Consider the following 23,760-nt stretch of genomic DNA (forward strand, 5'->3'; position numbering starts at 1 on the left):
AGGGCTGGACTTAGAACTGCATTTTGAACGAAACGGGGCAATGGTCGGAGCCTTTCAGAGGCACAGGAAACTCTGATAACGAGTCTTCTACATAGTGCTTTCTTAATTCACTGGTCATTAATGCGTGGTCAATCAGCCATTTGGAGCCTCCGCCCCGGCATTCGGGTAGCGCCTGGAAATCTTCGGTTGGGCGAAACAAATTGGCAGCCGACGGCTCGCCATCCGAAAGCTCCGCATAGAGACTCACCTTGGGGTCCGTTTCACGTTCAATCGGGGCGTCAAATCTACGATTGAAATCGCCAATGACGATTGCAGAAGAGCCCGATCGGATTGCGTCATCGAGCCATGCTTCAAGTGCAGGTGTTTGTTTGCTAAGCACCTCGCACGTTATGACACCGTTAGCTTTGTCGCGCTTGGTGGCGTATCCGCTGTTCAACGCATGATCAAAGCAACCGCTCTTGAGGTGTATCGATAGCAGCTTGATGGTCGTGCCGTTGATCGTCACGGGCAATTCGGCTCCATGTCGAGCATGATTCTTGAAGGCATCTCCAAGTGAATGGACATCACCGAGCGTCCCGACGTTAAGCCCGCTGGATTTTCGGACAACAAACCCAGTGCGCTGTATCCAAGGGCTCTGCATGTTCACGTAGAAATCGTATTCATCCTTCGGCCAGATTTGCTGAAGGGCTTCTGGACTTTCGACTTCCTGAACAGCAATCACGTCAGCGTTCAGCTTTTGCGCTACTGCCTGCAGGTCGCTTATCTGTTCAGGAGACTTGCATTCCCATCGGTAGGGGTGCGTTTCTTCAAGTTTCTCTCGTTCCGCGGCCTTGATTTTCCTGCACTCATCGAATTGGTTCTGGCTAAGAGGCTCTGACCGCTGCCACGCCAAATTCCATGTTGCGAAAGTGATAGTCTCAGCCAAAGCACCACCGGAAAGGCAGCACAGCAGGAGCGGTAAATATAATGTTTTCATGGGATAGGATTCCGAGCACGGCAACAGTAGAGGTCCAAAAGACGGCACTGCTATAGCCGTTTCCCAAGCTTAGCAGCCCAAGAAGAGGGGGGAGGGGAAAGAGCTACCGACGGAAAAAATACTGGAATGGCAGCTATGCGCGAGCTGACGCATAGAAGCTTGTGTGGCGAGGGGCAGGGCAGGCTGCAGTTTCAGTGGGAAGCGTTGTTCAGTTGCTGAAGCTCAAGTTGCCTGGCAGCGCTGGCTTCGAGGTTTGCGCGCTCTTCATCGAGATATCGATAGATGCTTTTCAAATTGGCGATCTTCTCTTTGATTTCCGCCATTTTCTTTTCAATCAACTTGGCGCCGTCAGCACAGTCGATCAGCTCGTTGCGCTGCGCATCCAGAATCTGACCTATTTCCCCCAGGGAAAACCCCATGCTTTGTGCGCGCTGGATAAAGTCCAGGTCCTGCAGCGTTTGCGCTGTGTAGACGCGGTAGTTATTCGTCCGCCGCAGCGGTGAGATCAGGCCGATCTGCTCGTAATAACGCAGCGTATGACGGCTGGCGCCGCTGCGGGCCTCGAGTTCGCCGATTCTCATGAAAAACACCGCTTGACTGTAGAGTTGGGTCGATAGATTACGCTCGATTTCTCACCTTAACCAGGAGCAGGGAAATGGGCGTGGAGTGCTTTGTCACGGGGGGGACCGGCTTCATCGGCCAGCATTTGGTGGCGCACCTGAGTGCGAAAGGTCACACCGTTCGGGTGTTGATGCGTCGCCCGGAGCGACTGGCAGCACTGCGCGAGCAAGTCGACATTTTGGGAGGGAACGCAACCCAGGTATTTGCCGTAGCGGGCGACCTGGAACGGGACAACCTCGGGCTGAGTCTTGCTGACCGAGAAGTGCTGCGGCACGCCAGCGTCATATTCCACTTGGGTGCTCACTTCGCCTGGGGGCTTTCGGTGGAGCACTCTCGTGCGGTGAATGTTGAAGGAGCAAAGCGCGTGGCGCTGTTGGCGGCTGGGCAAAAAAGCCGCTTGGTGATGATCGGCGGCTACATGCTGAAAAACCATGAACATCTGCAACGCATCGGAATCGATCCTTGTTATCCGCAGCTGACTGATTGGCCTGCCGTCTACCGGCGTGTCGGGGGTTACGAGGGAAGCAAGCTGGAGGCGCATTTTGCGACTCTGGAGGTCATGTCCACCTTGGACGGGGAGATCACCGTTGTCCATCCCGCGACGGTTTGTGGCCACAGCCGCACGGGGCATATCCTTGACGGCCAGCCTCTGGTGGCGCTGATACGCAATCTGGTACAGGGAAAGCTGACAGCTGTGCCCGGTACCGCCGAGCACTGGCTACCTCTCGTTACCGTGGATTACCTGGTTGAACTGGTGGCGGTTTGTGCGTTTGATCCAGCCATGGTGGGTCAGGAACTGCTGGCGCTTGATGACCAAAGTCCCAACTTGCGAGAACTCCTCGCAGAGGTCGCCGAACCCCTCGGCATAAAGTCGCCCAAGCATCACATTTCGCTGCGATTGCTGAAGTGGCTACTGAGCATTCCTCCCGTCGCGCACTTCTTGAATACAAAAGCCGAAGCCTTGGACTTTATTCAGACCACCCGTTTTGATACAGCGGCGGTCGAGCAATTCGCCCACAGGCAGGGAATCGCCAAACCGGATATACGCCTGGCTTTGCAGCACACTGCAACATTCGTCAATTCATATTGCATAGCGCAGGGCACGGCCCGCTGAGGATTCATCAACTCGGACATGCCGAACCATCATGCTTGAAATCGGCCTGTGCTTTTCCAAAGAGCTCATCCGCTCGGGTAGCAAAGCATCCATCGCTTCGGCCGAGTAAGCTGTTTCGGATCCTGATGAGTGACTGACGTGTCGGCGCTTTTGTGGCGAGGGAGTGCATTATTAGAGAGCAAGCTCCCTCGCCTTGGCCTCATTTACGCTTGAGCATCTCCGGCAACTGCGCCACCAGTTTCTGGTTATTCAACGGCGCACGAATAAACCCGCGTTGCTTGCCGTCCGGGCCAATGACGGCGAGGTTGCCGCTGTGATCAACCGTGTAGTTGGGTTTGCTGGTGTCCGCCGGGATGAACGGGATGCTCACCGCGTTGGCGAGTTTCTGCAGGTCTTCTACGGAAGCGGCGGTCAGGCCTTTGAATTGCGGATCGAAGTAGCCCAGGTACTGCTTGAGTTGCTTGGGCGTGTCGCGGTTCGGGTCGACGCTCACCAGCACGATCTGCAACTTATCCACAGCCTCGGGCGGCAGTTCGCTCTTGATCTGGCGCAGTTGGGCCAGGGTGGTCGGGCAAATGTCGGGGCAGAAGGTGTAGCCGAAGAACAGCAGGCTCCATTTGTCTTTCAATCCGTCCATCGCAACGGGCTGGCCGTCCTGGTCGGTCATTTTCACGTCCGGCAGGTTGCGGCTCTGGGGCAGCAGGATGATGCCGGCATCGATCAATGCAGTCGGGTCGCCCTGGCCTTTGCTGGACAGCACCTTGTTGATGGTCAGGCCGAGGATCACTGCGATCACGGCCGCGAGGATGAAGACGGTTTTCTGGGTTCGAGTCATAGGCTCAACAGTAAGTAATGGTCTACGAGCAGGGCGATGAACAGCAGGAACAAGTACCAGATAGAGTACTTGAATGTATTGATCGCCGCGTGCGGCCGGCTGCCACGGTACAACACCACGGCCCATTGCAGGAACCGGGCACCCAGCACCAGTGCGCAAACCAGATAGATCAAGCCACTCATCTGGATCACGAACGGCATCAGGCTCACCGCCAGCAACACCAGCGTGTACAGCAGGATATGGATCTTGGTGTAGTGCTCGCCGTGGGTTACCGGCAGCATCGGGATGTCGGCCTTGGCATATTCCTCCTTGCGGTGAATGGCCAGGGCCCAGAAGTGTGGCGGCGTCCAGGCGAAGATGATCAGCACCAGCAGCAACGGTTCGGCGCTGACATGCCCGGTGGCCGCGACCCAGCCCAGCAGTGGCGGTGCGGCGCCGGCGAGGCCGCCGATGACGATGTTCTGGGGTGTGGCGCGCTTGAGGAAGCCGGTGTAGATGACGGCGTAACCGAGCAGTGAGGCCAGGGTCAGCCATGCGGTCAACGGATTGGTAAAGACCAGCAGCATCGCTTGGCCGGCCACCGCCAGCGCCAGGGCGAAGGTCAGTGCGGCGGCCGGCGAGACCCGGCCCTCGGCCAGGGGCCGTTTGTGGGTGCGGGCCATGACCGCGTCGATGCGTCGGTCCACCACATGGTTGACCGCCGCCGCGCCGCCAGCGCACAAGGCGATCCCCAGGTTGCCGAACACCAGGACCGTCCATGGCACGCCGGCACGGGTGGCGAGGAACATGCCGACCAGCGAGGTGATCAGCATCAGTACCACCACTTTCGGCTTGGTCAGCTCCAGGTAATCGCGCCAGATCGCCTGGCTGTGGCGTTCACCGGTCAAGGTTGCCATGGCATCTCTCCTTTAATCGTGATGGGGGCGACGCCGTGTTTAGGCGAATTGAAGCGCCAGCGCAGCGGGACGTGGTGCCGTACCCGGACCAGGCTGGTCCGGGCGTGATAATTGACCAGCACCAGGGTCAGCAGCAGCGCGGCGCCCCCGGCGTTATGGGCCACGGCCACCGGCAGCGGCAGATGAAACACGACGTTGCTGATACCTAAGGTAATTTGCGCGGCCAGGGCGGCGAGGACCAGCCCCGCCAGTCGGGTCATGCCCACCCGCTTCAATTGCCAGGCCAACCCCAGCAGCACCACGGTCACCAGCAACGCGCCGATGCGGTGGGTGACATGGATGGCGGTACGAGCATCGCTGTCCAGTTGTCCACCCAGGTAGTTCGGGCCGATGTGCTGGGTCAGGTGAAAGCCATTGGCGAAATCGGCGGGCGGCATCCATTCGCCGTGGCAGGTAGGGAAATCGATGCAGGCCACTGCGGCATAGTTGGAACTGACCCAGCCGCCCAACGCGATCTGGCCGATCACCAGCAGCAGCCCAGCCGTGGCCCAGTGTTGCAGGCGCTTGGGCACGGTCAGCGCGGGTAATACGCCAGACAATCTCAGCGTCAGCAGGAACAGCAGGCTCAACGTCGCGAACCCACCGAGCAAATGGCCGGTGACCACCTGCGGCCACAGCTTGAGCGTCACGGTCCACATGCCGAACGCTGCCTGGGCGAAGACCACGGCGAGCAGGAACAGCGGCAGTTTCAACGGCAGGCCGGGGTGGCGACGGTTCGTCCAGGCCCGGGCGGCCAGCGCGGCAATCATCAGCGCCAAGGCACCGGCGAAATAGCGATGGACCATTTCGTTCCAGCCTTTATGAGCCTCCACCGGGGCGTCGGGGAAATGCAACTCGGCATGGGCCAGTTGGGCTTCGCCCTTGGGCACGCTGATGAAACCGTAGCAACCGGGCCAGTCCGGGCAACCGAGGCCGGCGTGAGTCAGGCGGGTGTAGGCGCCCAACAGTACGACAATCAATGCCAGCAGCGTGGCAAACAGCGCGAGGCGAAATCCAGGCTTGGCCATGTCGATGCCCTCATCCGATGTTCGACAGTTTCAGCAGGTGGCGCAGGTCGTTGAGCAAGTCCTTACCCTTGACCCTGGCGTCGTAGCGCAGCACCAGGTTGCTGTGGGGGTCGATGATCCACAGCTGGGCGCCGCCGGAGCCCTGGGCGCCTTTTTGATAGGCCGGCAGGTCCAGTGGGTAGCGTTGCAACTGCGGGTATTCGCGCTGCAATTGGGCGTCGTATTCGCCGTCCAGCGGCTGCGCGATGGCCAGGGCATGGCTGGCGCGGCCGGCATCGCGACCCAGGCCGATCTGCACCTGCCGGGCCAGATAGACCAACTGGCGGCAGTCCACCGAGCATTCTTGAGGCGCGGTGACCAGGATCTGCCAGCGCTGCTCGTCGGCCTGCACGCCGATGTCGGCGCGGGACTGGCCGTTGCCGATCAACTCGCCGTGGTAGCTGCGGCTGTCCGGGACCCAGAACTGGAACTTGTACATGCCGGTGGCGAGGATCATCGGGCCGATCACGCCCAGCACGATCAACAGCAATTGCACGCGCCCCTTGCGACGGCTGCGGGCGTCGGGCGCGTCAGACGTGTTGGTTGGATTCATGGTGCTTCCCATGGTGTCTCCCTGCGTTGTGCCATCCGAGATAGAGGAAAAGGCCGAACAGCGCCGCCGCCATGGCGAACCACTGCACGGCATAGCCGATGTGTTTTTCCGGCCCCATGGCCACCACCGGCCAATCGGTCCGGTAGGCGCCGGGGCCGCTTTGTTGGCGTAATTCGTAGGCGAAGCCACCACGGTCCAGTTCGGCCCAGAGTTTCTGCGGCTCGATGGCGGTGACCAGCCGTGGCCACGGGGCGCTTGCCGGGTCGGCGTGAAGTTGGAACGTGGCGCCGGGTGCGACGTAGACCCAGGCTTGCAGGTCGACCGGCTGTTCCGGCGTGCTGAAAACTGGCGGGGTGCGGCGATCAGGCCACGGCAGCCAGCCGCGATTGACCAGCAGCCACAGTCCGCTGGCGTGGTCGAGAAACGGTTGCAGCAGCTCGACGCCCACCTTGCCATCGTGCTGGCGGTTGTCCAGGAGAAGGCTGTGCTCGGCGTCGAATTGCCCACGCAGGCTGACCGGTCGAAAGGCTGGATCCGCCGTTTGCGAAAGCTCCACGCTGTCCATCGGCTTGGCCACGCGGCGCTCGGCGTAAGTGTCCATGAGCACACGCTTCTGTTCGCCCCGGCTCAATTGCCAGAACCCCAGGCACACCATCACCGGCACCAGCACGGCTACCACCAATGACGGCACGAGGCCCGGCCGGAAGCCTTTCATGGCGTCGCCCGAAAGCTGTCGAACGGGATAGCTATACTCACGTGCATCGCGTCCCCCCGGAGTGTCCCTAATGCTCAAAGCAGCCATCGCCCTGATGCTGATCGCCACCGTTGCCAGCCTGTTCAGCGGCTTGTTTTTTCTGGTCAAGGACCAAAGCAATTCCAATCGCCTGGTCATCGCCCTGGCGATTCGCGTGGCCTTGGCCGCTGTCACCGTCGGCTTGATCGCCTGGGGCTTTTTCAGCGGCCAGTTGGTGTCGCATGCTCCTTGGTAAAGAGCCGCCCTGGTAGCGGCTGCCTCAGAGGATGTAGACGAAGAAGAACAAGCCGATCCACACCACATCGACGAAGTGCCAGTACCAGCTCGCTGCCTCGAAGCCGAACTGATGCTCGTTGTCGAAATGCCCGCGCATGACGCGCATCAGCATCACGAACAAGATGATCGTGCCGATGGTGACGTGGGCGCCGTGAAAACCGGTGAGCATGAAGAACGTCGCGCCGTAGATCCCCGAGCCCAACGTCAGGCCCAGCTCTTTATAGGCGTGGATGTATTCCTCGGCCTGGAAGCCCAGGAAGGCGCAACCCAGCAGCACGGTGATCGCCAGCCATACCTTCAGTGCGCCGCGATGGCCTTTTTTCAGGGCATGGTGGGCGATGGTCACGGTGACGCTGGAGCTGACCAGCAGGATGGTGTTGAGCAGCGGCAAGCCCCACGGGCTGATCACGTCCTTGGGCGGTGGGAATAGCTTGGGATCGGGGTTGTTCAACAACGGCCAGACGTATTCGAAGTTCGGCCACAGCATCTCCGATAAGCCCTTGCTGCCTTCACCGGCCAGCCCTGGCGCCGACACCACCCGCACATAAAACAACGCGCCGAAGAACGCCACGAAGAACATCACTTCGGAAAAGATGAACCAGCTCATGCCCCAGCGGAACGAGCGGTCGAGCTGGGCGCTGTACAGCCCGGCGCGGCTTTCCTTGATGACCGCGCCGAACCAGCCGAACAGCATGTAGGCCACCAGCAGGCCGCCAATGAAAAAGATCAGCGGGCCATGGGATTCCGGGCGCGCCGCCTTCAGGTCGTTGAACCAGGTCGCCAGGCCGTACACCGTGACGAACATCCCGACCGTGGCGATGATCGGCCATTTGCTCTGGGCCGGAACGTAGTAGTGCTCATGAGTTGCCATTTATTGTTCTCCTTATCGGGCACGCTATCGGTCAGTGTTTACAGCCACCGGTGGATGACGAGCGGTGATATCGAACAGCGTGTAGGACAGCGTCAGGTGCTTCACTTCCTTGGGCATGTCCCGGTCGACGATGAAGCGCATGGGCATTTCGATGCGTTCGCCGGGTTGCAGCACTTGCTGGGTAAAACAAAAACATTCGGTCTTGTGGAAATACGCCGCCGCGTTGCTCGGCGAGATGCTCGGCACCGCCTGGGCGCTCATCGGCCGGTCGGTGGGGTTGTGGGCGACGAACACCATCTCGTTGACTGCCCCGGGCTTGACCACCAGCTCATCGCCCTTGGGAAAGAAGTCCCAGACCATGTCCACCGAATTGGTCGACAGGAACTGCACGCGCACCTGCCGGGATTCATCGACGACCTGCTCGCCTTCGTACTGCCCGCCGGTCTTGCCGTTGATGCCGAACGCCTTGCACATCACGTCGTAGATCGGCACCAGGGCAAACCCGAAGATGAACATGGCCACCACCACCAGCAGCAGGCGGGTGACCAGCTTCTTCAGCGAAATCGAATCAGCCATGGTTTTGAGCCCCTACCGCTCCGACATGGGTTCCGTGTGTCATCTATTTCACTTCCGGCGGCGTAGTAAACGTGTGATACGGCGCTGGCGACGGCACGCTCCACTCCAGCCCTTCGGCGCCATCCCACGGCTTGGCCGGTGCCGGCTCGCCGCCGCGGATGGTCTTGATCACGATGAACAGGAAGAAGATCTGCGTGGTGCCGAACATGAACGCGCCGATGGACGAGACCATGTTGAAGTCGGCGAACTGCAGGTTGTAGTCGGGAATCCGCCGGGGCATGCCCGCCAGGCCCACGAAGTGCATCGGGAAGAACGCCAGGTTCATGCCGATGAACGAGAGCCAGAAGTGCAGCTTGCCGAGGGTTTCGTCGTACATGTGGCCGGTCCATTTCGGCAGCCAGTAGTAGGCCGAGGCGAAAATCCCGAAGATCGCGCCAGGCACCAGCACGTAGTGGAAGTGCGCGACCACGAAGTAGGTGTCCTGGTACTGGAAGTCCGCCGGGGCGATGGCCAGCATCAGCCCGGAGAAACCGCCGATGGAAAACAGGATCACGAACGCCACGGCGAACAGCATCGGCGTCTCGAAGGTCAGCGAGCCCTGCCACATGGTGCTGGCCCAGTTGAACACCTTCACCCCGGTGGGCACGGCGATCAGCAGGGTCGCGTACATGAAGAACAGCTCGCCCACCAGCGGGATGCCAACCACGAACATGTGGTGCGCCCAGACGATGAACGACAGGAACGCAATCGCCGCCGTGGCGTAGACCATCGAGGTGTAGCCGAACAGCGGCTTGCGCGAGAACGCCGGGATGATCGAGCTGACGGCACCGAAGGCCGGCAGGATCATGATGTACACCTCGGGATGGCCGAAGAACCAGAACACATGCTGGAACAGCACCGGGTCACCACCGCCCGCGGCACTGAAGAAGCTGGTGCCGAAGTGGATGTCCATCAGCATCATCGTCACGCAGCCTGCCAGTACCGGCATCACCGCGATCAGCAGGAACGCGGTGATCAGCCAGGTCCAGACGAACAGCGGCATTTTCATCAGGGTCATGCCGGGGGCGCGCAGGTTGAGGATGGTGGCGACCACGTTGATCGCGCCCATGATCGAGCTGATGCCCATCAGGTGGATGGCAAAGATGAAGAACGTCACGCTTTCCGGCGCATAGGTGGTGGACAGCGGCGCGTAGAAGGTCCATCCGAAGTTCGGCCCGCCCCCCGGAGTGAACAGCGTCGAGACCAACATCAGGAACGCCGCCGGCAACAGCCAGAAGCTGAAGTTGTTCATGCGCGGCAGGGCCATGTCCGGCGCGCCGATCATCAGCGGGACCATCCAGTTGGCAAGGCCGACGAACGCCGGCATCACCGCGCCGAAGACCATCACCAGGCCATGCATGGTGGTCATCTGGTTGAAGAATTCCGGCTGGACGATCTGCAGCCCGGGCTGGAACAGCTCGGCGCGGATCACCATGGCGAACGAGCCGCCCAACAGGAACATCGAGAAGGCGAACCACAGGTACAGCGTGCCGATGTCCTTGTGGTTGGTGGTCAGCACCCAGCGCATCAGGCCCTTGGCGGGGCCGTGGGCGTGGTCGGCATGACCGTGGTCATCGATCACAGCACTCATGTCCTTTCTCCTTCGAACCAATGGGCTGGACGGCGCGGGGCAACGCGCCCCGACCGGTTGCGGGAACAAACGTCGGGCCGGCTCATTGGCTTTCCGCCTGTTTGAGTTCCAGCACTTCTTTGGGCGTCACCATGTCGCCCTTGTTGTTGCCCCAGGCGTTGCGTTCATAGGTCACGACCGCGGCGATATCGACTTCCGACAATTGTTTGCCGAACGCGGCCATGGAGGTGCCGGGCTTGCCGTGGAAGACGATGTTCAAGTGGTCCTTGATCGGTCCGGTGGCGATTTTCGAGCCCTTGAGCGCCGGGAACATGGGCGGCAGGCCTTGGCCTTCGGCCTGGTGACAGGCCACGCACGTGGTGTGATAGACCTTGTCGCCACGCTCGACGAGTTCTTCGCGCGTCCATTCCTTGCTGGTCAGCTCCTTGAGCTGCGCGGCTTCGGCCTTGCGTTCGCCCAGCCATTTCTCGTAGTCGGGCTTGCTCTTGACCTCCACCACGATCGGCATGAAGCCATGGTCCTTGCCACACAGCTCGGCGCATTGGCCGCGATAGATGCCGGGCTTGTCGACGCGGGTCCAGGCTTCGTTGACGAACCCCGGGATGGCGTCGCGCTTGACCGCGAAGGCCGGCACCCACCATGAGTGGATCACATCGGCGGAGGTCACCAGGAAACGCACCTTGGCATCGACCGGCAGCACCAGCGGCTTGTCGACCTCCAGCAGGTAATGCTCGCCCTTGGCGCTCTGGTTATTGATCTGTTCGGCGGGGGTCGCCAGGTTGCTGAAGAACTCGACGTCCTGGCCCAGGTACTTGTAGTGCCACTTCCACTGGTAGCCGGTGACCTGGATGTCGATCTCCGACTCGCTGGAGTCGTACATCTTGATCAGGGTGGCGGTGGCAGGAATCGCCATCAGCACCAGGATCAGGAAGGGCACGATGGTCCAGAGGATTTCGACGCGAGTGTTTTCGTGGAAGTGCGCGGCATTCTGGCCGGTTGAGCGGCGGTGCATCATCATCGACCAGAACATGGCGCCGAAGACGATGACGCCGATGACCACACAGATCCAGAAGATGGTCATGTGCAGGTCAAACACTGCGTTGCTGATCTGTGTCGCTCCAGGCGCCATATTCACAGTCCAGGCCGCTTGCGCCTGGCTGAAAATCGACCACAACAGGAGGCCCATCCATACGTGTGGATGTCGCGTCATTGCGGGTTCCCCTTATCGTTCTTGTTATCCCGTAGGCGTAAAGCCTGCGGCAAGGGATCGGCTCTTCAGACTGCTTAATTGACTCGCCGCGCCTTGCTGCACATGCAATCGGGTGTCATCAGCTAACTCCATTCCAACCCGAGTATAGACAGCACCTGCAACCTCGCAACGCGACGGCGTAAATCGTTTGAAACAGCCGGGGCTTGCGCTAGGGCCCAGGAATGGAGAAGGATGCGAACCTGAATGATGGCAAACCGATATAACGGCGACGTATCAAGGAAGGGCCGGTTATGAAAAATAGGTCTTAGGAGTTTTTTTGCGCCAGCTAAGTTATGTCATTCCTATTTCATTGCCTGTTGTTTACTGGAGTTGTCATGAACACCGCCGCATTGCGCGAGCAGATCCAAAAAGCCCAACAACACGAGGCCGAGACCGGCCTGTTGAGCCGTCAGCTGACGGCCCAGTTACCAACGCTGCACCCTGCCATCCAGCTGCCGGATGCGAATGCCAATGACGTCCTGGCGCGGTTTGTCGCTGCCTACATCAACGAAGTGCCTGACTTGCTGGATGCGGCCAATGACGTCGCCAAGGAGGCGGGTATCGAGTCGCAGATCAAACCCGTACTGAAGATTGCCGAGCAATACTTTCTTCAGCCTCCGACGATCATGGCCGGGCATGTCGGGCTCAACAGCCTGCTCGACGAAGCCTACCTGGCGCACCGGTTCGTCGAAGAGGTGAACGACCTCTACATCAAGCATTTCGGCCAGCCACTGATCCCCTTGGACATGACGGTCGCCAACCTGATCGCACACCAGTTGATCGGCGAGGAGTTTGCCAACCAGCTCGATGAGGTGGTGCATCACGCTTTCGATGAGATGCTGAACGACGAAACGTTTGCATTGGAATCGGTAGAAACCTACCGCGAGAAACTCAGCAGCCCAGCGACCGGCGCGGCCTGGAAGCGCTGGCCATGCATGTCCCGACGCCTGGGCGTGGGCTTGGAGCTGGATCAGCCGGCGGCTTGATCCTTCGAAAAAACAAAACCCCTGTGCAAGCGGGCTTGCTCGCGAAAGCGGAGCGTCAGGCTACATCCAACTGACTGATCTATCGCGTTCGCGAGCAAGCCCGCTCCCACGGGGCATACGCAGTTCATCGAGAGCCTCACAGAGGCATGGTTAGCTGGCCGCTGCGCCAACCCCAACTGTGGTCCGCAACCGCCCTTCCAACCGGCGCTTTAGCCCGCGGGATTCAATCAGCAGCTTCGAACCCTTGCTGGCATTCGCCCGGCCCCATTCTTCGAGCAATTCCAGGCACGAATGGTCGATGTAGCTCAGGTTATTGAGCGGCACGTGCACTGTCGCGCCTTCGGGTATGGTGCCCAACACTTTGGTCAGCGCCGGCACCTTGAGGAAGGTGGCCGCCCCCACCAGGCGCAGCTCCATCTCGCCTTCCTGCGGCAAGTCGATCAGGCTGATTTTCAGGCGCGAGGCTTTCCAGGCGAGTTTCACCAAGGTCAAGCCGAAGCCGATCAGCACGCCGGTCAGCAGGTCGGTGAAGATGATCGCCAGCGCTGTGGCGGCGTAGGTGAACATCGGCATCCGGCCATAACGGCCCAGGCTTCGAAACGCCTTGAGGTCCACCAATTTGAAACCGGTGTAGACCAGTACACCCGCCAAGCTCGCCACCGGAATGCTTTGCAGCACGCTGGACAGCAACAGCACGAACAGCAACAACCACAAGCCGTGGAAAATCGTCGACATCCGCGTGGTTGCGCCGGCCTGGACGTTGGCCGAGCTGCGCACGATCACGCCGGTCATCGGCAGCGCACCGAGCAGGCCGCAGAGCATGTTGCCGATACCTTGCGCCGAGAGTTCGCGGTCGAAGTCCGCCCGTTCACCGCTGTGCATGCGATCCACGGCGGCGGCCGACAGCAGGGTTTCGGCGCTCGCGATGAAGGCGACCGCGAAGGCGGCGATCAGCACGGTCGGATCCGCCAGGTTCAGCAGGTCCGCCGGGCGCAGCCAATCGATGGCTTCGGCGAGGTTTTCCGGGACTTCCACGCGCTTGACCTGCAAGGCCAGCAGCAGGCTGGCGACGGTCGCCAAGCCTACACCCAGCAGCGCGCCAGGAACGAAGCGCAGGCTGTGGGGGCGAAACTTTTCCCATAGCCACATCACCGCGATCGTCGACAGGCCCAACAGGCCGGCCTGCCAGCCGAAGGTCGGCAGGGCCTGGGCGACTGCCGCAGGGAAGGCCGCGAGGTTATCCAGCCCCGAGGGTTTGGGCGCTGCGTCGAGCATCACATGGACTTGGGACAACACGATCAGCACGCCGATACCGGCCAGCATCCCGTAGACCACCGCAGGCGCCGTGACCCGGAACCAGCAACCGAGGCGAAAGCGCCCGGCCAGCAATTGCAGCAGGCCGGCCAGCAACAGGATCGGCCCGAGCATCGCCACGCCATGCTGGCGAACCAGTTCGAAGACCAGCACCGCCAACCCGGCCGCCGGACCGCTGACTTGCAGCTTCGAGCCGGCCAGGAAACCCACCACCAGACCGCCGATGATCCCGGTAATCAGGCCTTTGGCCGGTGGTAGGCCCGATGCAATGGCAATCCCCATGCACAAGGGCAGCGCCACCAGAAACACAACCACCGAAGCCAATAGCTCCCGTGGCAGAACAGCTTTTAATTGAGCAGCACGCATGGCGACTCTCCCGAAGTTTTCTTCAGGCATGGCGAGGCCCGCCCGCGTGAAACGCGGGAAGGCTTGGAACCATGCAAGGATGATTAGGAGTGGTTAGAAGCGCGCTTTGGGCGTCGCCACCGGTATCGGATGGCTGCCATCGAGCGGCAGGAAACAGCCCCGGTCCGCGTCAAAGGCTTTGATCTCGCTGGTCTCGATGTTGTACACCCAGCCATGGATGAACAACTGGCCGCTGGCCATGCGAGAAGCCACCGAGGGGTGCGTTCGCAAATGCTGCAACTGCGCGATCACGTTCTCTTCGGTGAGGATAGGCATGGTCTGCTTTTCGTCACCGCACGGGCAGTTGTCATGGACCATGGTCTTGGCGACTTCGGCGTGGCGCAGCCAGGCCTTGACCGTCGGCATTTTTTCCAGGGTATCGGGGTTGAGCACGGCACGCATGGCGCCGCAATCGGAATGGCCGCAGACGATGATGTGCTGCACGCCGAGGGCCAGCACGGCGTATTCGATGGCGGTGGAAACGCCGCCATTCATCTGGCCGTAAGGCGGAACGACGTTGCCGACGTTACGGGTCACGAACAGGTCGCCAGGGGAACTATGGGTGATCAACTCGGGCACGATGCGCGAATCGGCGCAGGTGATGAACATTGCCCGGGGCTTCTGGGCGGTGGCGAGTTTCTTGAAGAGTTCTTCCTGCTGGGGAAAGATCTCGTGATGGAAATGCAAAAAGCCGTCAACAATGTGCTGCAGCGCTGCATCGGCGGTTTCCGCCTCGGGTTGGGCTGAAGCCGACGCAGCCAACGGCTGTTTATCCTTGTCACTCATGATTCATCCTCTTTGAGACGCCAGTGGCTGGTTAAAAAACATCCAGGCCGAAACGCTCGACCCGTCAGTCACTCGATGAACAAGGTAGCGGCCGAAACTTAACTCAAACTGAAATCGAAGGCTCTAGGACAACGATTACAGGGGTGGCGAAACGCTGGCGCGGATCATGTCCAGCGGCCCTTCCAAGCTCAACTTTAATCAAATCAACGACATCTGCCGGCCTGGCGGACAGAAGGCATCGCAGTCGAGATTGTAACCATCACGCCGTTCCAACCCTAAACGTTTCAACGCCTTGGCGAATCGCTGGGCCAGCAACTGCGCGAAAGGACCTTCACCGCGCATCCGCACGCCAAACCGGCTGTCATACAGCTCACCTCCACGGCTCTGGCGCACCAGGCTCAGCACATGGGCGGCGCGCTGCGGGTAGTGCGCCTGTAGCCATTCTTCGAACAGCGGCGCCACTTCCAAGGGCAGGCGCAGCAAGACGTAGGCGGCATTCTGCGCACCGGCGGCGTGGGCTTCGGCCAGCAGGCTCTCGATTTCGCTGTCGTTGATCATCGGGATCATCGGCGCACAAAGCACGCCCACGTTGATGCCCGCCTCGCGCATCACTTTTATCGCCCGCAACCGCGCCTTGGGCGCCGCCGCACGGGGTTCGAGAATGCGCTTGAGCTCATCGTCCAGGGTGGTGAGGCTGATCATCACGTGCACCAGGCGCTGTTGCGCCAGCTCGGTCAGCAGGTCCAGGTCCCGCAGGATCAACGACCCCTTGGTGACGATGGTCACGGGATGTCGATAGCGCAGCAACACCTCCAGGATCCGCCGGGTAATGCGCTGCTCGCGTTCGATCGGCTGGTAGGGGTCGGTGTTGGAGCCCAGGGCGATCGGCGCGCATTGATAGCCGCGCCGGGACAGTTGTTCCTCCAGCACATCGGCGGCGTTGGTCTTGGCGATCAGCTTGGTTTCGAAATCCAGCCCCGGCGACATATCCCAATAGGCATGGCTGGGCCGCGCATAGCAGTAGATGCAGCCGTGCTCACAGCCCCGGTAGGGGTTGATGGAGCGATCGAAAGGGATGTCGGTGGAAGTGTTGCGGGTGATGATGGTCTTGGCCGTTTCGATGCGTACTTCGGTGCCCTGGGTCGGCGGGACCTCCTGGTACCAGCCGTCATCCTCGGTCACCGAGCGACTCGGGGCGAAGCGGTTATGCGGGTTGGTCGCGGTGCCGCGGCCGCGGGGTGGAAGAGAGGCGGACATGGATATACTCCGTTTGCTGTATGTACATACAGTATTCGCTGCGTTCGATTAAGACCAGTGCCATTCGGCAGCGCAAATGCTCGATTGCCCTTCACGACGCTTTGACGTCCCGCTCACAGGCTTTTAACCGGAGCGAGCCGACACTGCGCCTCTCCAATCCCCATTATTGGTCGCGCGTGCATGCTCAAGCTCTGTTCCCGTTCGCTGCTTTGCCTGGCCCTGCTCACCGCCCTGGCCGAGGCGCCCGCCCAAGCGGCCGATTCCGTTGAAGCAAGGCCCGCTGAATGGGCGCAGCCAGTGGGTAAGCATTACAACCTCTACCAGATGTCTCCGACGCTCTACCGCAGCTCCCTGCCGGACGGCGCTGCGCTGCCCTTGCTGAGCGAACTCAGGATCGGCACGGTCATCAACTTCTTGCCGGAGTCGGACCAGCGCTGGCTGTCCACGCCCGGCATCGAGCAGGTTCAGTTGCCCTATCGCACCAATCACGTCGACGACAGCGACATCCTCAGTGCCTTGCGCGCCGTCCAGGCGGGCGAGGCCAAGGGGCCGGTGCTGATGCACTGCAAACACGGCTCGGACCGCACCGGGCTGGTGGCGGCCATGTACCGGGTGGTTGTGCAGGGTTGGAGCAAAGAGGACGCGTTGAACGAAATGACCGAAGGTGGCTTCGGTGATAGTCATCACTTCAAGGATGGGGTGCGCTACATGATGCAGGCCGATGTCGACAAACTCCGCGAGGCATTGGCGAACGGCGATTGCAGCACCAGCGTCTTTGCCCTTTGCTCCCTCGGGAGTTGGGTCAACTCGACCACCACGGCCCATCACATGGACCCTCAGGTACTTGCGCCCGCACGGTGATCGGTCGCCTGCATGAAGGCGGAGATGGATTCGGACAACGGTCGTGAATCGCCCGCCTCGTATATCGCTTGGCGCAACGCCCTCCCAGTGCTCCTATCGAACAATCCGTTGCGCTTGAAACGCTTGAACACGCCATCGGCCAAGTCCTGCGACCAGAGGTAGGCATAGAGTCCGGCGCCATAACCGGTGACCATGTAATCCAACCCGTTTGGCCAGCGTTCGTTGGCGGACGCTGGCAGATGCCCGACCTGTGCGCTGATCTGGTCGAACACTTGCTGGGCTGTGCGCCCGTCGCCGTGGCTGCGGTGCAATTCCATGTCAAACAGCGTGTCGCGTAACGACTTGGCCCTCCCCCAGCTGGTTTGAGTGGTGAGGTACGTCAACAGATGATCGACAATATGCTCCGGCAGGGAAGCCCCGGTCTGGTGGTGCCTGGCGATACGGAGCAGGCACTGCTTGGAGAAACTCCAGCGCTCCAGCAGGTTTCCGGCAAACTCGGCGGTGTCCCGGGACAGCTCGGATATGCCCGAGATGTCGCGATAGTCCGCCTTGCTCAGGACATGGTGCAAGCAATGACCGAACTCATGAAACAGGACGCTCAGGTGTTGGTAGTCCAGCAACACCGGCTCGGTGCCGGAGCCGCGTGGCAACCAGGCATGCAACGTCGCGACGGGGTAGCGCGGTCGACCCTCGGCGGTGATGCGGCGGTTTCGCAGGGGGGAAGTGTGGGGGTAACCGTTCAGCCTTCCATTTTCAAAGGGATCGAAATAGATAAAACCGAGGGTATCGCCCCGCTCGTGGACCTCAAACACACGCACCTGCGCATGCCAGGTGGACAGATCCTGGCGCTCGGTGAACTCGATACCGAACAGATCGTGTGCGATCAGCTGCAATTGGTAAAAGGTTGATCTGAGCTCAAACCAGGCGCTGGCCGTCTGTTCTGAAACCCCTGTCGTCTGCCGGCGAATTTTTTCCGCCAAGTACTGGTAATCCCAAGGCTGGAGTTCGCCGAAACCTTGCTGCGCAGCGAAGGCCGCCAACTGTTTAGCGTCCTGCTTGAACAGCTCTTGTTGTCGCCCGAGTTTTTCCTTCAGGAACGCCATGACCTGCTCTGGCGACTGCGCTTGCTCCGGCTCGATCGCCAGTTGGGCATAATTCGAATAGCCCAGCAGCAGGGCGGTTTGATGACGGTCCCTGAGCAATTGCTGCAGTACCTCGCCATTATCGAAGAGGCCTGCATTCGGCCCTTGATCCGACGCCCGAATGCTATAGGCCGTGTAGATTTGCTCGCGCAGAACGCGGTCGTCAGCATAACGAGTGACAATGCGAAACGATTCGTCCGTCAGCCTCAACAACCACCCCGTGCGACCTTTTTCACGGGCGTGCTCGGCCATTTGCAGTTTGAAATACGCAGGTAAGCCCTGCAAACGGGCCTCATCGTCGAACGTTTGGCTCCAGGCATTGTTGGCCTCTTCCAAATGCTCCATGAACAATATTTCGGCGCCACGGATACGCAGTTTCAGGTCTAGCAAGGCCGCTTGTACGTCGGGTGCGAGTGAATGCTGGCGAAGCCGCCGCAGGATCTTCGCCAGCGTTCTTTTTCTCGCGGGTGAGAAATGCACGGCTATCTGACTGTCAGCCAGGCGTTGGTAGAGCTGGAACAGCTCGGGGTTTTGCTCCAGGGAACGGCGAAAGTCACTCAGTCGTTCGCGGCACTCATGCGCAATCTGCTCCCAGGCGTCTCCCGTCCAGGTTGAGGCCAGGCATTGCAGCACATAGCCAAAGCTTTTCAGCCGTGCATGGATTTCATCCATGGCCAGCACCAGGTCATCCCAGGTCGGATAGGGCGCCTGAGTCTCGATGGTCTCGGCAACTTTGGCTTGGCATTCGACAATGATCTGGTCGAGGGCGGGGGCAAAATGTTCGGCTTGAATCTCTGAGAACGGCGGCAGGACATAGGGCTGCAGCAGTGGGTTATCAGCGTGGCGCATGGAGACTTCCTGTCAGTCTGGACGTGTCACGACAGTCTGGAGAGGAAGGCGGTTGGCGCTGCGGTACATATTTATCGCTTCCGGGCCGGGCGGCCCGGAAGGTGATGCCGAAGATGTCAGTCGGTTTTTTTCTTCAACTTGGGGTTGGGAAAAAACTGCACCGCCTGGACCTTCGCGTCTGGCGTCTTGAGTGCCGAAGTATTGACCCGGGTGCCCAATTCCTTGGGCACCGACAGGCCTTGCTCGTTGAGCGTGTCGGAATAACCGCAGGCCACGCACTCGCGATGGGGCACGCCGTCTTCGTTCCACATCATCAACTTGTCCGGCTCACTGCACGCCGGGCAGACCGCCCCGGCGATGAAGCGTCGTTTGGTAATCACTGGCCCCTCACTCATGCTGCCGCGTCCTCGCTCAGGCCGCTATGGCGCAAGAGTGCGTCAATCGACGGCTCGCGGCCACGGAAGTCGACGAACAGCACCATCGGCTCCTGGGAACCGCCACGGGCCAGGATCGCCTCGCGGAAGGCGCGCCCGGTGTCGGCGTTGAGTACACCGTCTTCTTCGAACTTGGAAAACGCATCGGCCGAGAGCACTTCCGCCCACTTATAGCTGTAGTAACCCGCTGCGTAGCCGCCGGCAAAGATGTGGGCAAAGCTGTTCGGGAAGCGGTTGTAGGCCGGCGGACGCATCACCGACACCTCGTCGCGCACGCCTTCGAGCACTTGCAACACGCTGCGACCGTCGCCGTGGGTGGCGTGCAGCTCGAAGTCGAACAGCGAGAACTCCAACTGGCGGACCATCATCAGGCCGGACTGGAAATTCTTCGCCGCGAGCATTTTTTCCAGCAGGTCCTGGGGCAGCGGCTCGCCGGTTTCGTAGTGACCGGAAATCAGCGCCAGGCCTTCAGGCTCCCAGCACCAGTTCTCCATGAACTGGCTCGGCAGCTCGACGGCATCCCAAGCCACGCCGTTGATGCCCGACACGCCAGCATGCTCGACGCGGGTCAACAGGTGATGCAGGCCATGGCCGAACTCGTGGAACAGCGTGGTGACTTCATCGTGCGTCAGCAGCGCGGGTTTGCCGCTGTCGGCCGGAGTGAAGTTGCACACCAGGTTGGCGACCGGGCTTTGCAGTGCGCCTTCGAGGGTGCGACGACGATCCCGGGCGCCGTCCATCCACGCGCCGCCACGCTTGTTGGCGCGGGCGTAGAGGTCGAAGAAGAAGCGGCCGACATGCTGGCCGTTTTCCTTGATCTCGAACAGGCGCACGTCCGGGTGCCAGCTGTCGAAGCCTTTCAGCTCTGCAATCTCGATACCGTACAGGCGCTGCACAATAGTGAAGAGGCCGCTCAGCACCTTATCGATCGGGAAGTACGCACGCAGCGCTTCCTGGGCGACGCTGTAACGCTGCTGGCGGAGTTTTTCGCCGTAGAAGCCGCTGTCCCAGCTTTGCAGGTCGGGGCAGCCCTGTTCGGCGGCGTAGGCCTTGAGTTGCTCCAGGTCCTGGGCGGCGAACGGTTTGCTGCGCTTGGCCAGGTCACGCAGGAAGCTGAGCACTTGATCGCTGGATTCGGCCATCTTGGTCGCCAGGCTCAACTCCGCGAAATTGGCGAAGCCCAGCAGGTGGGCCAGCTCCTGGCGCAGGTCGAGGATCTGCTCCATTACCGGGCCGTTGTCGTTCTGGCCGGCGTTCGGGCCCTGGTCCGAGGCGCGGGTGCAATAGGCCGCGTAGACCTCTTCGCGCAGGGCGCGGTCTTCGGCGTAGGTCATCACCGCGTAGTAGCTGGGGAATTCCAGATTGATCAGCCAGCCGTCCAATTCCTTGGCCTGGGCCGCAGCGGCCATTTGCGCCTTGGCCGAATCGGTCAGCCCGGCGAGGGCGGCTTCATCGGTGACGTGCTTGGTCCAGGCCTGGGTCGCGTCGAGCAATTGGTTGGAAAAGCGGCTGCCCAATTCGGACAACTTGCTTTGCACTTCGGCGTAGCGCTTCTGCTGCTCGGGCGGCAGGTCGATGCCCGACAGGCGGAAATCGCGCAGGGAATGTTCCAGGATGGTTTTTTGCGCCACGTCGAAACCGGCCGCCTCGGGGCTGTTCGCCAGGGCTTCGAACGCCTGGAACAACTCACGGTTCTGGCCCAGTTCGGTGGAGTAGGCACTCAGCGCCGGCAGGCACGCCTCATAGGCTTCGCGCAGTTCCGGGCTGTTGCGCACGGCGTTCAAGTGGCTGACCGGGCTCCAGGCCGCACCGAGGCGATCGTTGAGCTCGTCCATCGCCAGCACCAGGCCGGCCCAGGTAGGCTGTTTGACTTGAGTCTTGAGGATTTCGGCGATGGCGGCACGGTTGTCAGCCAGGATCTGCTCGATGGCCGGTTGCACGTGCTCGGCACGGATCGCCGAGAATGGCGGCAGGTCGTAGGGCTGCAAAAGAGGGTTGTTCACGCTCACGGTTGACACCTTCGCTGGAAGAAACATGGGCCCATCTTAATTACAATCGACCTTCACCGCAGCTAGCAGCGCCTATCAGCCGATAAGAGAGAGCCTATCGTGACCCTTCGCACGTACCAGAACCACAGCCCCAAGCTTGCCCGTGGGGCTTTTGTCGACAGCACCGCGGTGGTGATCGGCGACGTCGAAATCGGCGAAGACAGCTCCGTCTGGCCGCTGACGGTCATTCGCGGCGACATGCACCGCATCCGCATCGGCGCGCGCACCAGCATCCAGGACGGCTGCGTGCTGCACATCACCCACGCCGGCCCGTTCAACCCCGACGGCTTCCCGCTGCTGATTGGCGATGACGTGACCGTCGCCCACAAAGTCATGCTCCATGGCTGCTCGGTGGGCAGCCGGATCCTGATCGGCATGGGCAGCATCGTCATGGACGGCGCGGTGGTCGAAGACGACGTCATCATCGGCGCCGGCAGCCTCGTACCGCCGGGCAAGCGCCTGGAGAGCGGCTTCCTGTACGTGGGCAGCCCGGTGAAACAGGTCCGCCCGCTGACCGACAAGGAACGGGCGTTCTTCACCTACAGCGCGGCGAACTACGTGAAACTCAAGGATTTGCACTTGGCCGAAGGCTACGACCAACTCTGAAGCGCCGAGTGAACCATTGTGGCGAGGGGATAAATCCCCTCGCCACAGTTTCATTCATGCCTGTTGAGTGAACTGCACGATCACCTAGGACCCACCATGCACTACCAAACCGTACTCTTCGACCTCGACGGCACCCTCACCGACCCACGGGAAGGCATCACCCGTTCGATCCAGTTCGCCCTGGGCAAACTGGGCATCGACGAACCCGACCTCACCCGCCTCGAACACTTCATCGGCCCGCCGCTGTTGCAGGCCTTCATGCAGTTCTATGACTTCGACGAAGCGAAAGCCTGGGAAGCGGTGAACTTCTATCGCGAACGTTTCAAAGTCACCGGCCTCTACGAAAACCGCGTATTTGACGGCGTCATGCCCCTGCTGGAAACCCTCGGCAGCCAAGGCCGGCAGCTCTACATCGCCACCTCCAAACCCTGGGTTTTCGCCCGGGAAATCGCCCGCCACTTCGACTTCGCCCGGCACTTCAAAGTGATCTACGGCAGCGAACTGGACGGCACCCGCACCAACAAAGTCGAACTCATCGCCCACCTCCTGGCCGAAGAAAGCCTCGACCCGGCCAACACCCTGATGATCGGCGACCGCAAACACGACCTGATCGGCGCCCGCGACAACGGCCTCGACGCCGCAGCGGTGGGGTATGGGTTTGGCAGTTTCGAAGAACTGAACGCAGAAAACCCGGTGCACCACTTCCAGACACTGGATGAGTTGCACCGGGCTTTCCTGTGAAGCTCAAAAACTAAAGACAAGCGAAACGTGGCGAGGGGATTTATCCCCGTTGGGCTGCGCGACGTTTCGCTAAATGCCCTCGCCACAGAAGCTTGCGGTGCGGCGGCTAGCGGGGATCGACGTTATCCAACACGCGATTCGCCAACAACGAACTCAGCTCGATCAGTTGCTGAATGCCCAGTAGGACTTGGCGGTTGGAGCCTTCCATATCAAAAGCCAATTCATTGACCATTGCATCGGCCGAAGCCAGGGTTTCGCTGAGGTTTGCCAGCAGGCATTCATTGTCGAGGCCTTTTACGACGGTGAATAACTGCCCGGGTTGGATGGTTTCTTCAGGTCTTGTGGATTTGGGCTTTAGATAAAAGTCCAATGCGCGGGTGGCGGCTTCTTCGAGTTGCTTGGCATTTAAGCCGTCCAGATAAGGAGAGTTGGGATCTGCTTCTGGAGGGTTTGGCGTTATTTTGAACATGGGTACGTCCTAAAGTTAGGCTGCAACCATCTCGCTACTAAACGAAAGGGTGGCGGCTGTGCGCAGGTTAGTAGACCGGTGACATACCCAAACCGGCGCGCCCGGAGGCGCCAAGCGCACAGCCACCATCAAATGCAGGCGATGCCTGACTGATGAAGCTTGTGCAACCTGTATGTCATCTGGGCTACTAAACCCGACCACTGATGGGCAGTGGTAGGGAAACGATAGAGCCCAGAGGCAAGGCGCACAAGCCGGCGGATTCTGGCGTAGTTGTAGGCAAAGGCGCAAGGAAACGTAGCCCGGTACAGACGTGGCGGACAGAAATTAAACAAAGCCGAAAAGCCAGGCTCAATGAGCGGGTGAGCTTGGCTCCCCTTATAAACATGATGTCTTAGCGCAGAGCTG

At 60.6% G+C, this 23,760-nt stretch carries 24 protein-coding genes; 6 read left to right on the plus strand and 18 right to left on the minus strand.

Annotated elements, in window-relative coordinates:
* Positions 1-10: 10 nt before the first annotated feature.
* Positions 11-976 (minus strand): endonuclease/exonuclease/phosphatase family protein, encoded by a 966-nt coding sequence (locus VQ575_RS00495; protein ID WP_325918827.1) that lies wholly within the window; start codon positions 974-976, stop codon positions 11-13.
* 191 nt (positions 977-1,167) lie between these two features.
* Positions 1,168-1,557: a MerR family transcriptional regulator gene (locus tag VQ575_RS00500; protein WP_039593414.1), complete on the minus strand. Its 390-nt coding sequence runs from the start codon at positions 1,555-1,557 to the stop codon at positions 1,168-1,170.
* Between the two features lie 74 nt (positions 1,558-1,631).
* Here VQ575_RS00500 and VQ575_RS00505 point away from each other — a divergent pair, with 74 nt between their 5' ends.
* The gene (locus tag VQ575_RS00505; protein WP_325918829.1) at positions 1,632-2,711 is read left to right on the plus strand and encodes an SDR family oxidoreductase; all 1,080 of its coding nucleotides are present in this window, start codon (positions 1,632-1,634) and stop codon (positions 2,709-2,711) included.
* A 199-nt stretch (positions 2,712-2,910) separates the two neighbouring features.
* Here VQ575_RS00505 and VQ575_RS00510 read toward each other — a convergent pair whose 3' ends face one another.
* Genes VQ575_RS00510 through VQ575_RS00530 form a run of 5 tightly spaced genes read right to left on the minus strand, consistent with a single transcriptional unit; the run spans position 2,911 to position 6,816 of the window.
* Positions 2,911-3,546 (minus strand): SCO family protein, encoded by a 636-nt coding sequence (locus VQ575_RS00510; protein ID WP_045154693.1) that lies wholly within the window; start codon positions 3,544-3,546, stop codon positions 2,911-2,913.
* Positions 3,543-4,442, minus strand: a complete 900-nt coding sequence (gene cyoE / locus VQ575_RS00515; RefSeq protein WP_030139141.1) for a heme o synthase — start codon at positions 4,440-4,442, stop codon at positions 3,543-3,545. Before cyoE ends, VQ575_RS00510 begins: the two co-directional genes overlap by 4 nt.
* Positions 4,430-5,509 carry a COX15/CtaA family protein gene (locus VQ575_RS00520; RefSeq protein WP_039593410.1) on the minus strand — a complete coding sequence of 360 codons (1,080 nt, stop codon included), beginning with the start codon at positions 5,507-5,509 and terminating at the stop codon, positions 4,430-4,432. The genes cyoE and VQ575_RS00520 overlap by 13 nt, the downstream gene beginning before the upstream one ends.
* A 10-nt stretch (positions 5,510-5,519) precedes the next feature.
* Positions 5,520-6,113, minus strand: coding sequence for a hypothetical protein (locus tag VQ575_RS00525; protein ID WP_039593474.1), 594 nt, complete (start codon positions 6,111-6,113; stop codon positions 5,520-5,522).
* A complete protein-coding gene (locus tag VQ575_RS00530; RefSeq protein WP_039593409.1) occupies positions 6,079-6,816 on the minus strand; it encodes an SURF1 family protein in 738 nt (245 codons plus the stop codon). Before VQ575_RS00530 ends, VQ575_RS00525 begins: the two co-directional genes overlap by 35 nt.
* Before the next feature lie 70 nt (positions 6,817-6,886).
* Between VQ575_RS00530 and VQ575_RS00535 the strand changes: the two genes are divergently transcribed.
* Complete coding sequence (locus VQ575_RS00535) at positions 6,887-7,090, plus strand: twin transmembrane helix small protein (RefSeq protein WP_045154697.1); 204 nt, start codon at positions 6,887-6,889, stop codon at positions 7,088-7,090.
* Positions 7,091-7,114: 24 nt separating this feature from the next.
* On the opposite strand, the gene VQ575_RS00540 is transcribed toward VQ575_RS00535, so the two are convergent.
* The 4 genes from VQ575_RS00540 to coxB all read right to left on the minus strand — a co-directional run bounded on the left by VQ575_RS00540 (position 7,115) and on the right by coxB (position 11,418).
* Positions 7,115-8,002: a cytochrome c oxidase subunit 3 gene (locus VQ575_RS00540; protein WP_039593407.1), complete on the minus strand. Its 888-nt coding sequence runs from the start codon at positions 8,000-8,002 to the stop codon at positions 7,115-7,117.
* Between the two features lie 24 nt (positions 8,003-8,026).
* Positions 8,027-8,578 (minus strand): cytochrome c oxidase assembly protein, encoded by a 552-nt coding sequence (locus tag VQ575_RS00545; RefSeq protein ID WP_039593406.1) that lies wholly within the window; start codon positions 8,576-8,578, stop codon positions 8,027-8,029.
* Between the two features lie 43 nt (positions 8,579-8,621).
* Positions 8,622-10,208 (minus strand): cytochrome c oxidase subunit I, encoded by a 1,587-nt coding sequence (gene ctaD, locus VQ575_RS00550; protein ID WP_039593405.1) that lies wholly within the window; start codon positions 10,206-10,208, stop codon positions 8,622-8,624.
* A gap of 82 nt (positions 10,209-10,290) precedes the next feature.
* Complete coding sequence (coxB, locus tag VQ575_RS00555) at positions 10,291-11,418, minus strand: cytochrome c oxidase subunit II (protein WP_325918831.1); 1,128 nt, start codon at positions 11,416-11,418, stop codon at positions 10,291-10,293.
* A 374-nt stretch (positions 11,419-11,792) separates the two neighbouring features.
* On the opposite strand from coxB, the gene VQ575_RS00560 reads away from it, so the two are divergent.
* Positions 11,793-12,443, plus strand: coding sequence for a hypothetical protein (locus VQ575_RS00560; protein WP_039593403.1), 651 nt, complete (start codon positions 11,793-11,795; stop codon positions 12,441-12,443).
* A 150-nt stretch (positions 12,444-12,593) separates the two neighbouring features.
* Here the strand turns inward: VQ575_RS00560 and VQ575_RS00565 are convergent, their stop codons facing one another.
* The 3 genes from VQ575_RS00565 to VQ575_RS00575 all read right to left on the minus strand — a co-directional run bounded on the left by VQ575_RS00565 (position 12,594) and on the right by VQ575_RS00575 (position 16,205).
* Positions 12,594-14,123 carry a SulP family inorganic anion transporter gene (locus tag VQ575_RS00565; protein WP_045154700.1) on the minus strand — a complete coding sequence of 510 codons (1,530 nt, stop codon included), beginning with the start codon at positions 14,121-14,123 and terminating at the stop codon, positions 12,594-12,596.
* 93 nt (positions 14,124-14,216) lie between these two features.
* Positions 14,217-14,948, minus strand: a complete 732-nt coding sequence (locus VQ575_RS00570) for a carbonic anhydrase (RefSeq protein WP_039593401.1) — start codon at positions 14,946-14,948, stop codon at positions 14,217-14,219.
* A gap of 198 nt (positions 14,949-15,146) precedes the next feature.
* Positions 15,147-16,205, minus strand: a complete 1,059-nt coding sequence (locus tag VQ575_RS00575; RefSeq protein WP_045154701.1) for a PA0069 family radical SAM protein — start codon at positions 16,203-16,205, stop codon at positions 15,147-15,149.
* A 180-nt stretch (positions 16,206-16,385) separates the two neighbouring features.
* Here VQ575_RS00575 and VQ575_RS00580 point away from each other — a divergent pair, with 180 nt between their 5' ends.
* A complete protein-coding gene (locus VQ575_RS00580; protein WP_198725005.1) occupies positions 16,386-17,066 on the plus strand; it encodes a dual specificity protein phosphatase family protein in 681 nt (226 codons plus the stop codon).
* Here VQ575_RS00580 and VQ575_RS00585 read toward each other — a convergent pair.
* The 3 genes from VQ575_RS00585 to prlC all read right to left on the minus strand — a co-directional run bounded on the left by VQ575_RS00585 (position 17,042) and on the right by prlC (position 21,500).
* A complete protein-coding gene (locus tag VQ575_RS00585; RefSeq protein WP_325918833.1) occupies positions 17,042-19,057 on the minus strand; it encodes a M3 family metallopeptidase in 2,016 nt (671 codons plus the stop codon). The genes VQ575_RS00580 and VQ575_RS00585 overlap by 25 nt on opposite strands.
* A gap of 116 nt (positions 19,058-19,173) precedes the next feature.
* Positions 19,174-19,452 carry a YheV family putative zinc ribbon protein gene (locus tag VQ575_RS00590; protein WP_039593397.1) on the minus strand — a complete coding sequence of 93 codons (279 nt, stop codon included), beginning with the start codon at positions 19,450-19,452 and terminating at the stop codon, positions 19,174-19,176.
* Entirely contained in the window at positions 19,449-21,500 is a 2,052-nt protein-coding gene (gene prlC / locus VQ575_RS00595) for an oligopeptidase A (protein WP_039593396.1), read from the minus strand. Before prlC ends, VQ575_RS00590 begins: the two co-directional genes overlap by 4 nt.
* A gap of 99 nt (positions 21,501-21,599) precedes the next feature.
* Here prlC and VQ575_RS00600 point away from each other — a divergent pair, with 99 nt between their 5' ends.
* Together VQ575_RS00600 and VQ575_RS00605 are read left to right on the plus strand one after the other, a co-directional pair.
* Positions 21,600-22,145, plus strand: coding sequence for a gamma carbonic anhydrase family protein (locus VQ575_RS00600; RefSeq protein WP_325918835.1), 546 nt, complete (start codon positions 21,600-21,602; stop codon positions 22,143-22,145).
* A 96-nt stretch (positions 22,146-22,241) separates the two neighbouring features.
* On the plus strand, positions 22,242-22,886 hold the full coding sequence (locus tag VQ575_RS00605) for an HAD family hydrolase (protein ID WP_039593394.1): 645 nt from the start codon (positions 22,242-22,244) through the stop codon (positions 22,884-22,886).
* 106 nt (positions 22,887-22,992) lie between these two features.
* On the opposite strand, the gene VQ575_RS00610 is transcribed toward VQ575_RS00605, so the two are convergent.
* Complete coding sequence (locus tag VQ575_RS00610; RefSeq protein ID WP_039593393.1) at positions 22,993-23,355, minus strand: DUF6124 family protein; 363 nt, start codon at positions 23,353-23,355, stop codon at positions 22,993-22,995.
* Between the last annotated feature and the right edge of the window lie 405 nt (positions 23,356-23,760).

The sequence above is a fragment of the Pseudomonas frederiksbergensis genome, from assembly GCF_035751725.1.
GTDB lineage: Bacteria > Pseudomonadota > Gammaproteobacteria > Pseudomonadales > Pseudomonadaceae > Aquipseudomonas > Aquipseudomonas frederiksbergensis_A.

Excerpts from the sequence above, each read along its gene's own strand:
- VQ575_RS00495 (WP_325918827.1), bottom strand. The coding sequence starts at position 976 with ATGAAAACATTATATTTACCGCTCCTGCTGTGCTGCCTTTCCGGTGGT.
- VQ575_RS00500 (WP_039593414.1), bottom strand. The coding sequence starts at position 1,557 with ATGAGAATCGGCGAACTCGAGGCCCGCAGCGGCGCCAGCCGTCATACG.
- VQ575_RS00505 (WP_325918829.1), top strand. The coding sequence starts at position 1,632 with ATGGGCGTGGAGTGCTTTGTCACGGGGGGGACCGGCTTCATCGGCCAG.
- VQ575_RS00510 (WP_045154693.1), bottom strand. The coding sequence starts at position 3,546 with ATGACTCGAACCCAGAAAACCGTCTTCATCCTCGCGGCCGTGATCGCA.
- cyoE (WP_030139141.1), bottom strand. The coding sequence starts at position 4,442 with ATGGCAACCTTGACCGGTGAACGCCACAGCCAGGCGATCTGGCGCGAT.
- VQ575_RS00520 (WP_039593410.1), bottom strand. The coding sequence starts at position 5,509 with ATGGCCAAGCCTGGATTTCGCCTCGCGCTGTTTGCCACGCTGCTGGCA.
- VQ575_RS00525 (WP_039593474.1), bottom strand. The coding sequence starts at position 6,113 with ATGGGAAGCACCATGAATCCAACCAACACGTCTGACGCGCCCGACGCC.
- VQ575_RS00530 (WP_039593409.1), bottom strand. The coding sequence starts at position 6,816 with ATGAAAGGCTTCCGGCCGGGCCTCGTGCCGTCATTGGTGGTAGCCGTG.
- VQ575_RS00535 (WP_045154697.1), top strand. The coding sequence starts at position 6,887 with ATGCTCAAAGCAGCCATCGCCCTGATGCTGATCGCCACCGTTGCCAGC.
- VQ575_RS00540 (WP_039593407.1), bottom strand. The coding sequence starts at position 8,002 with ATGGCAACTCATGAGCACTACTACGTTCCGGCCCAGAGCAAATGGCCG.
- VQ575_RS00545 (WP_039593406.1), bottom strand. The coding sequence starts at position 8,578 with ATGGCTGATTCGATTTCGCTGAAGAAGCTGGTCACCCGCCTGCTGCTG.
- ctaD (WP_039593405.1), bottom strand. The coding sequence starts at position 10,208 with ATGAGTGCTGTGATCGATGACCACGGTCATGCCGACCACGCCCACGGC.
- coxB (WP_325918831.1), bottom strand. The coding sequence starts at position 11,418 with ATGACGCGACATCCACACGTATGGATGGGCCTCCTGTTGTGGTCGATT.
- VQ575_RS00560 (WP_039593403.1), top strand. The coding sequence starts at position 11,793 with ATGAACACCGCCGCATTGCGCGAGCAGATCCAAAAAGCCCAACAACAC.
- VQ575_RS00565 (WP_045154700.1), bottom strand. The coding sequence starts at position 14,123 with ATGCGTGCTGCTCAATTAAAAGCTGTTCTGCCACGGGAGCTATTGGCT.
- VQ575_RS00570 (WP_039593401.1), bottom strand. The coding sequence starts at position 14,948 with ATGAGTGACAAGGATAAACAGCCGTTGGCTGCGTCGGCTTCAGCCCAA.
- VQ575_RS00575 (WP_045154701.1), bottom strand. The coding sequence starts at position 16,205 with ATGTCCGCCTCTCTTCCACCCCGCGGCCGCGGCACCGCGACCAACCCG.
- VQ575_RS00580 (WP_198725005.1), top strand. The coding sequence starts at position 16,386 with ATGCTCAAGCTCTGTTCCCGTTCGCTGCTTTGCCTGGCCCTGCTCACC.
- VQ575_RS00585 (WP_325918833.1), bottom strand. The coding sequence starts at position 19,057 with ATGCGCCACGCTGATAACCCACTGCTGCAGCCCTATGTCCTGCCGCCG.
- VQ575_RS00590 (WP_039593397.1), bottom strand. The coding sequence starts at position 19,452 with ATGAGTGAGGGGCCAGTGATTACCAAACGACGCTTCATCGCCGGGGCG.
- VQ575_RS00605 (WP_039593394.1), top strand. The coding sequence starts at position 22,242 with ATGCACTACCAAACCGTACTCTTCGACCTCGACGGCACCCTCACCGAC.
- VQ575_RS00610 (WP_039593393.1), bottom strand. The coding sequence starts at position 23,355 with ATGTTCAAAATAACGCCAAACCCTCCAGAAGCAGATCCCAACTCTCCT.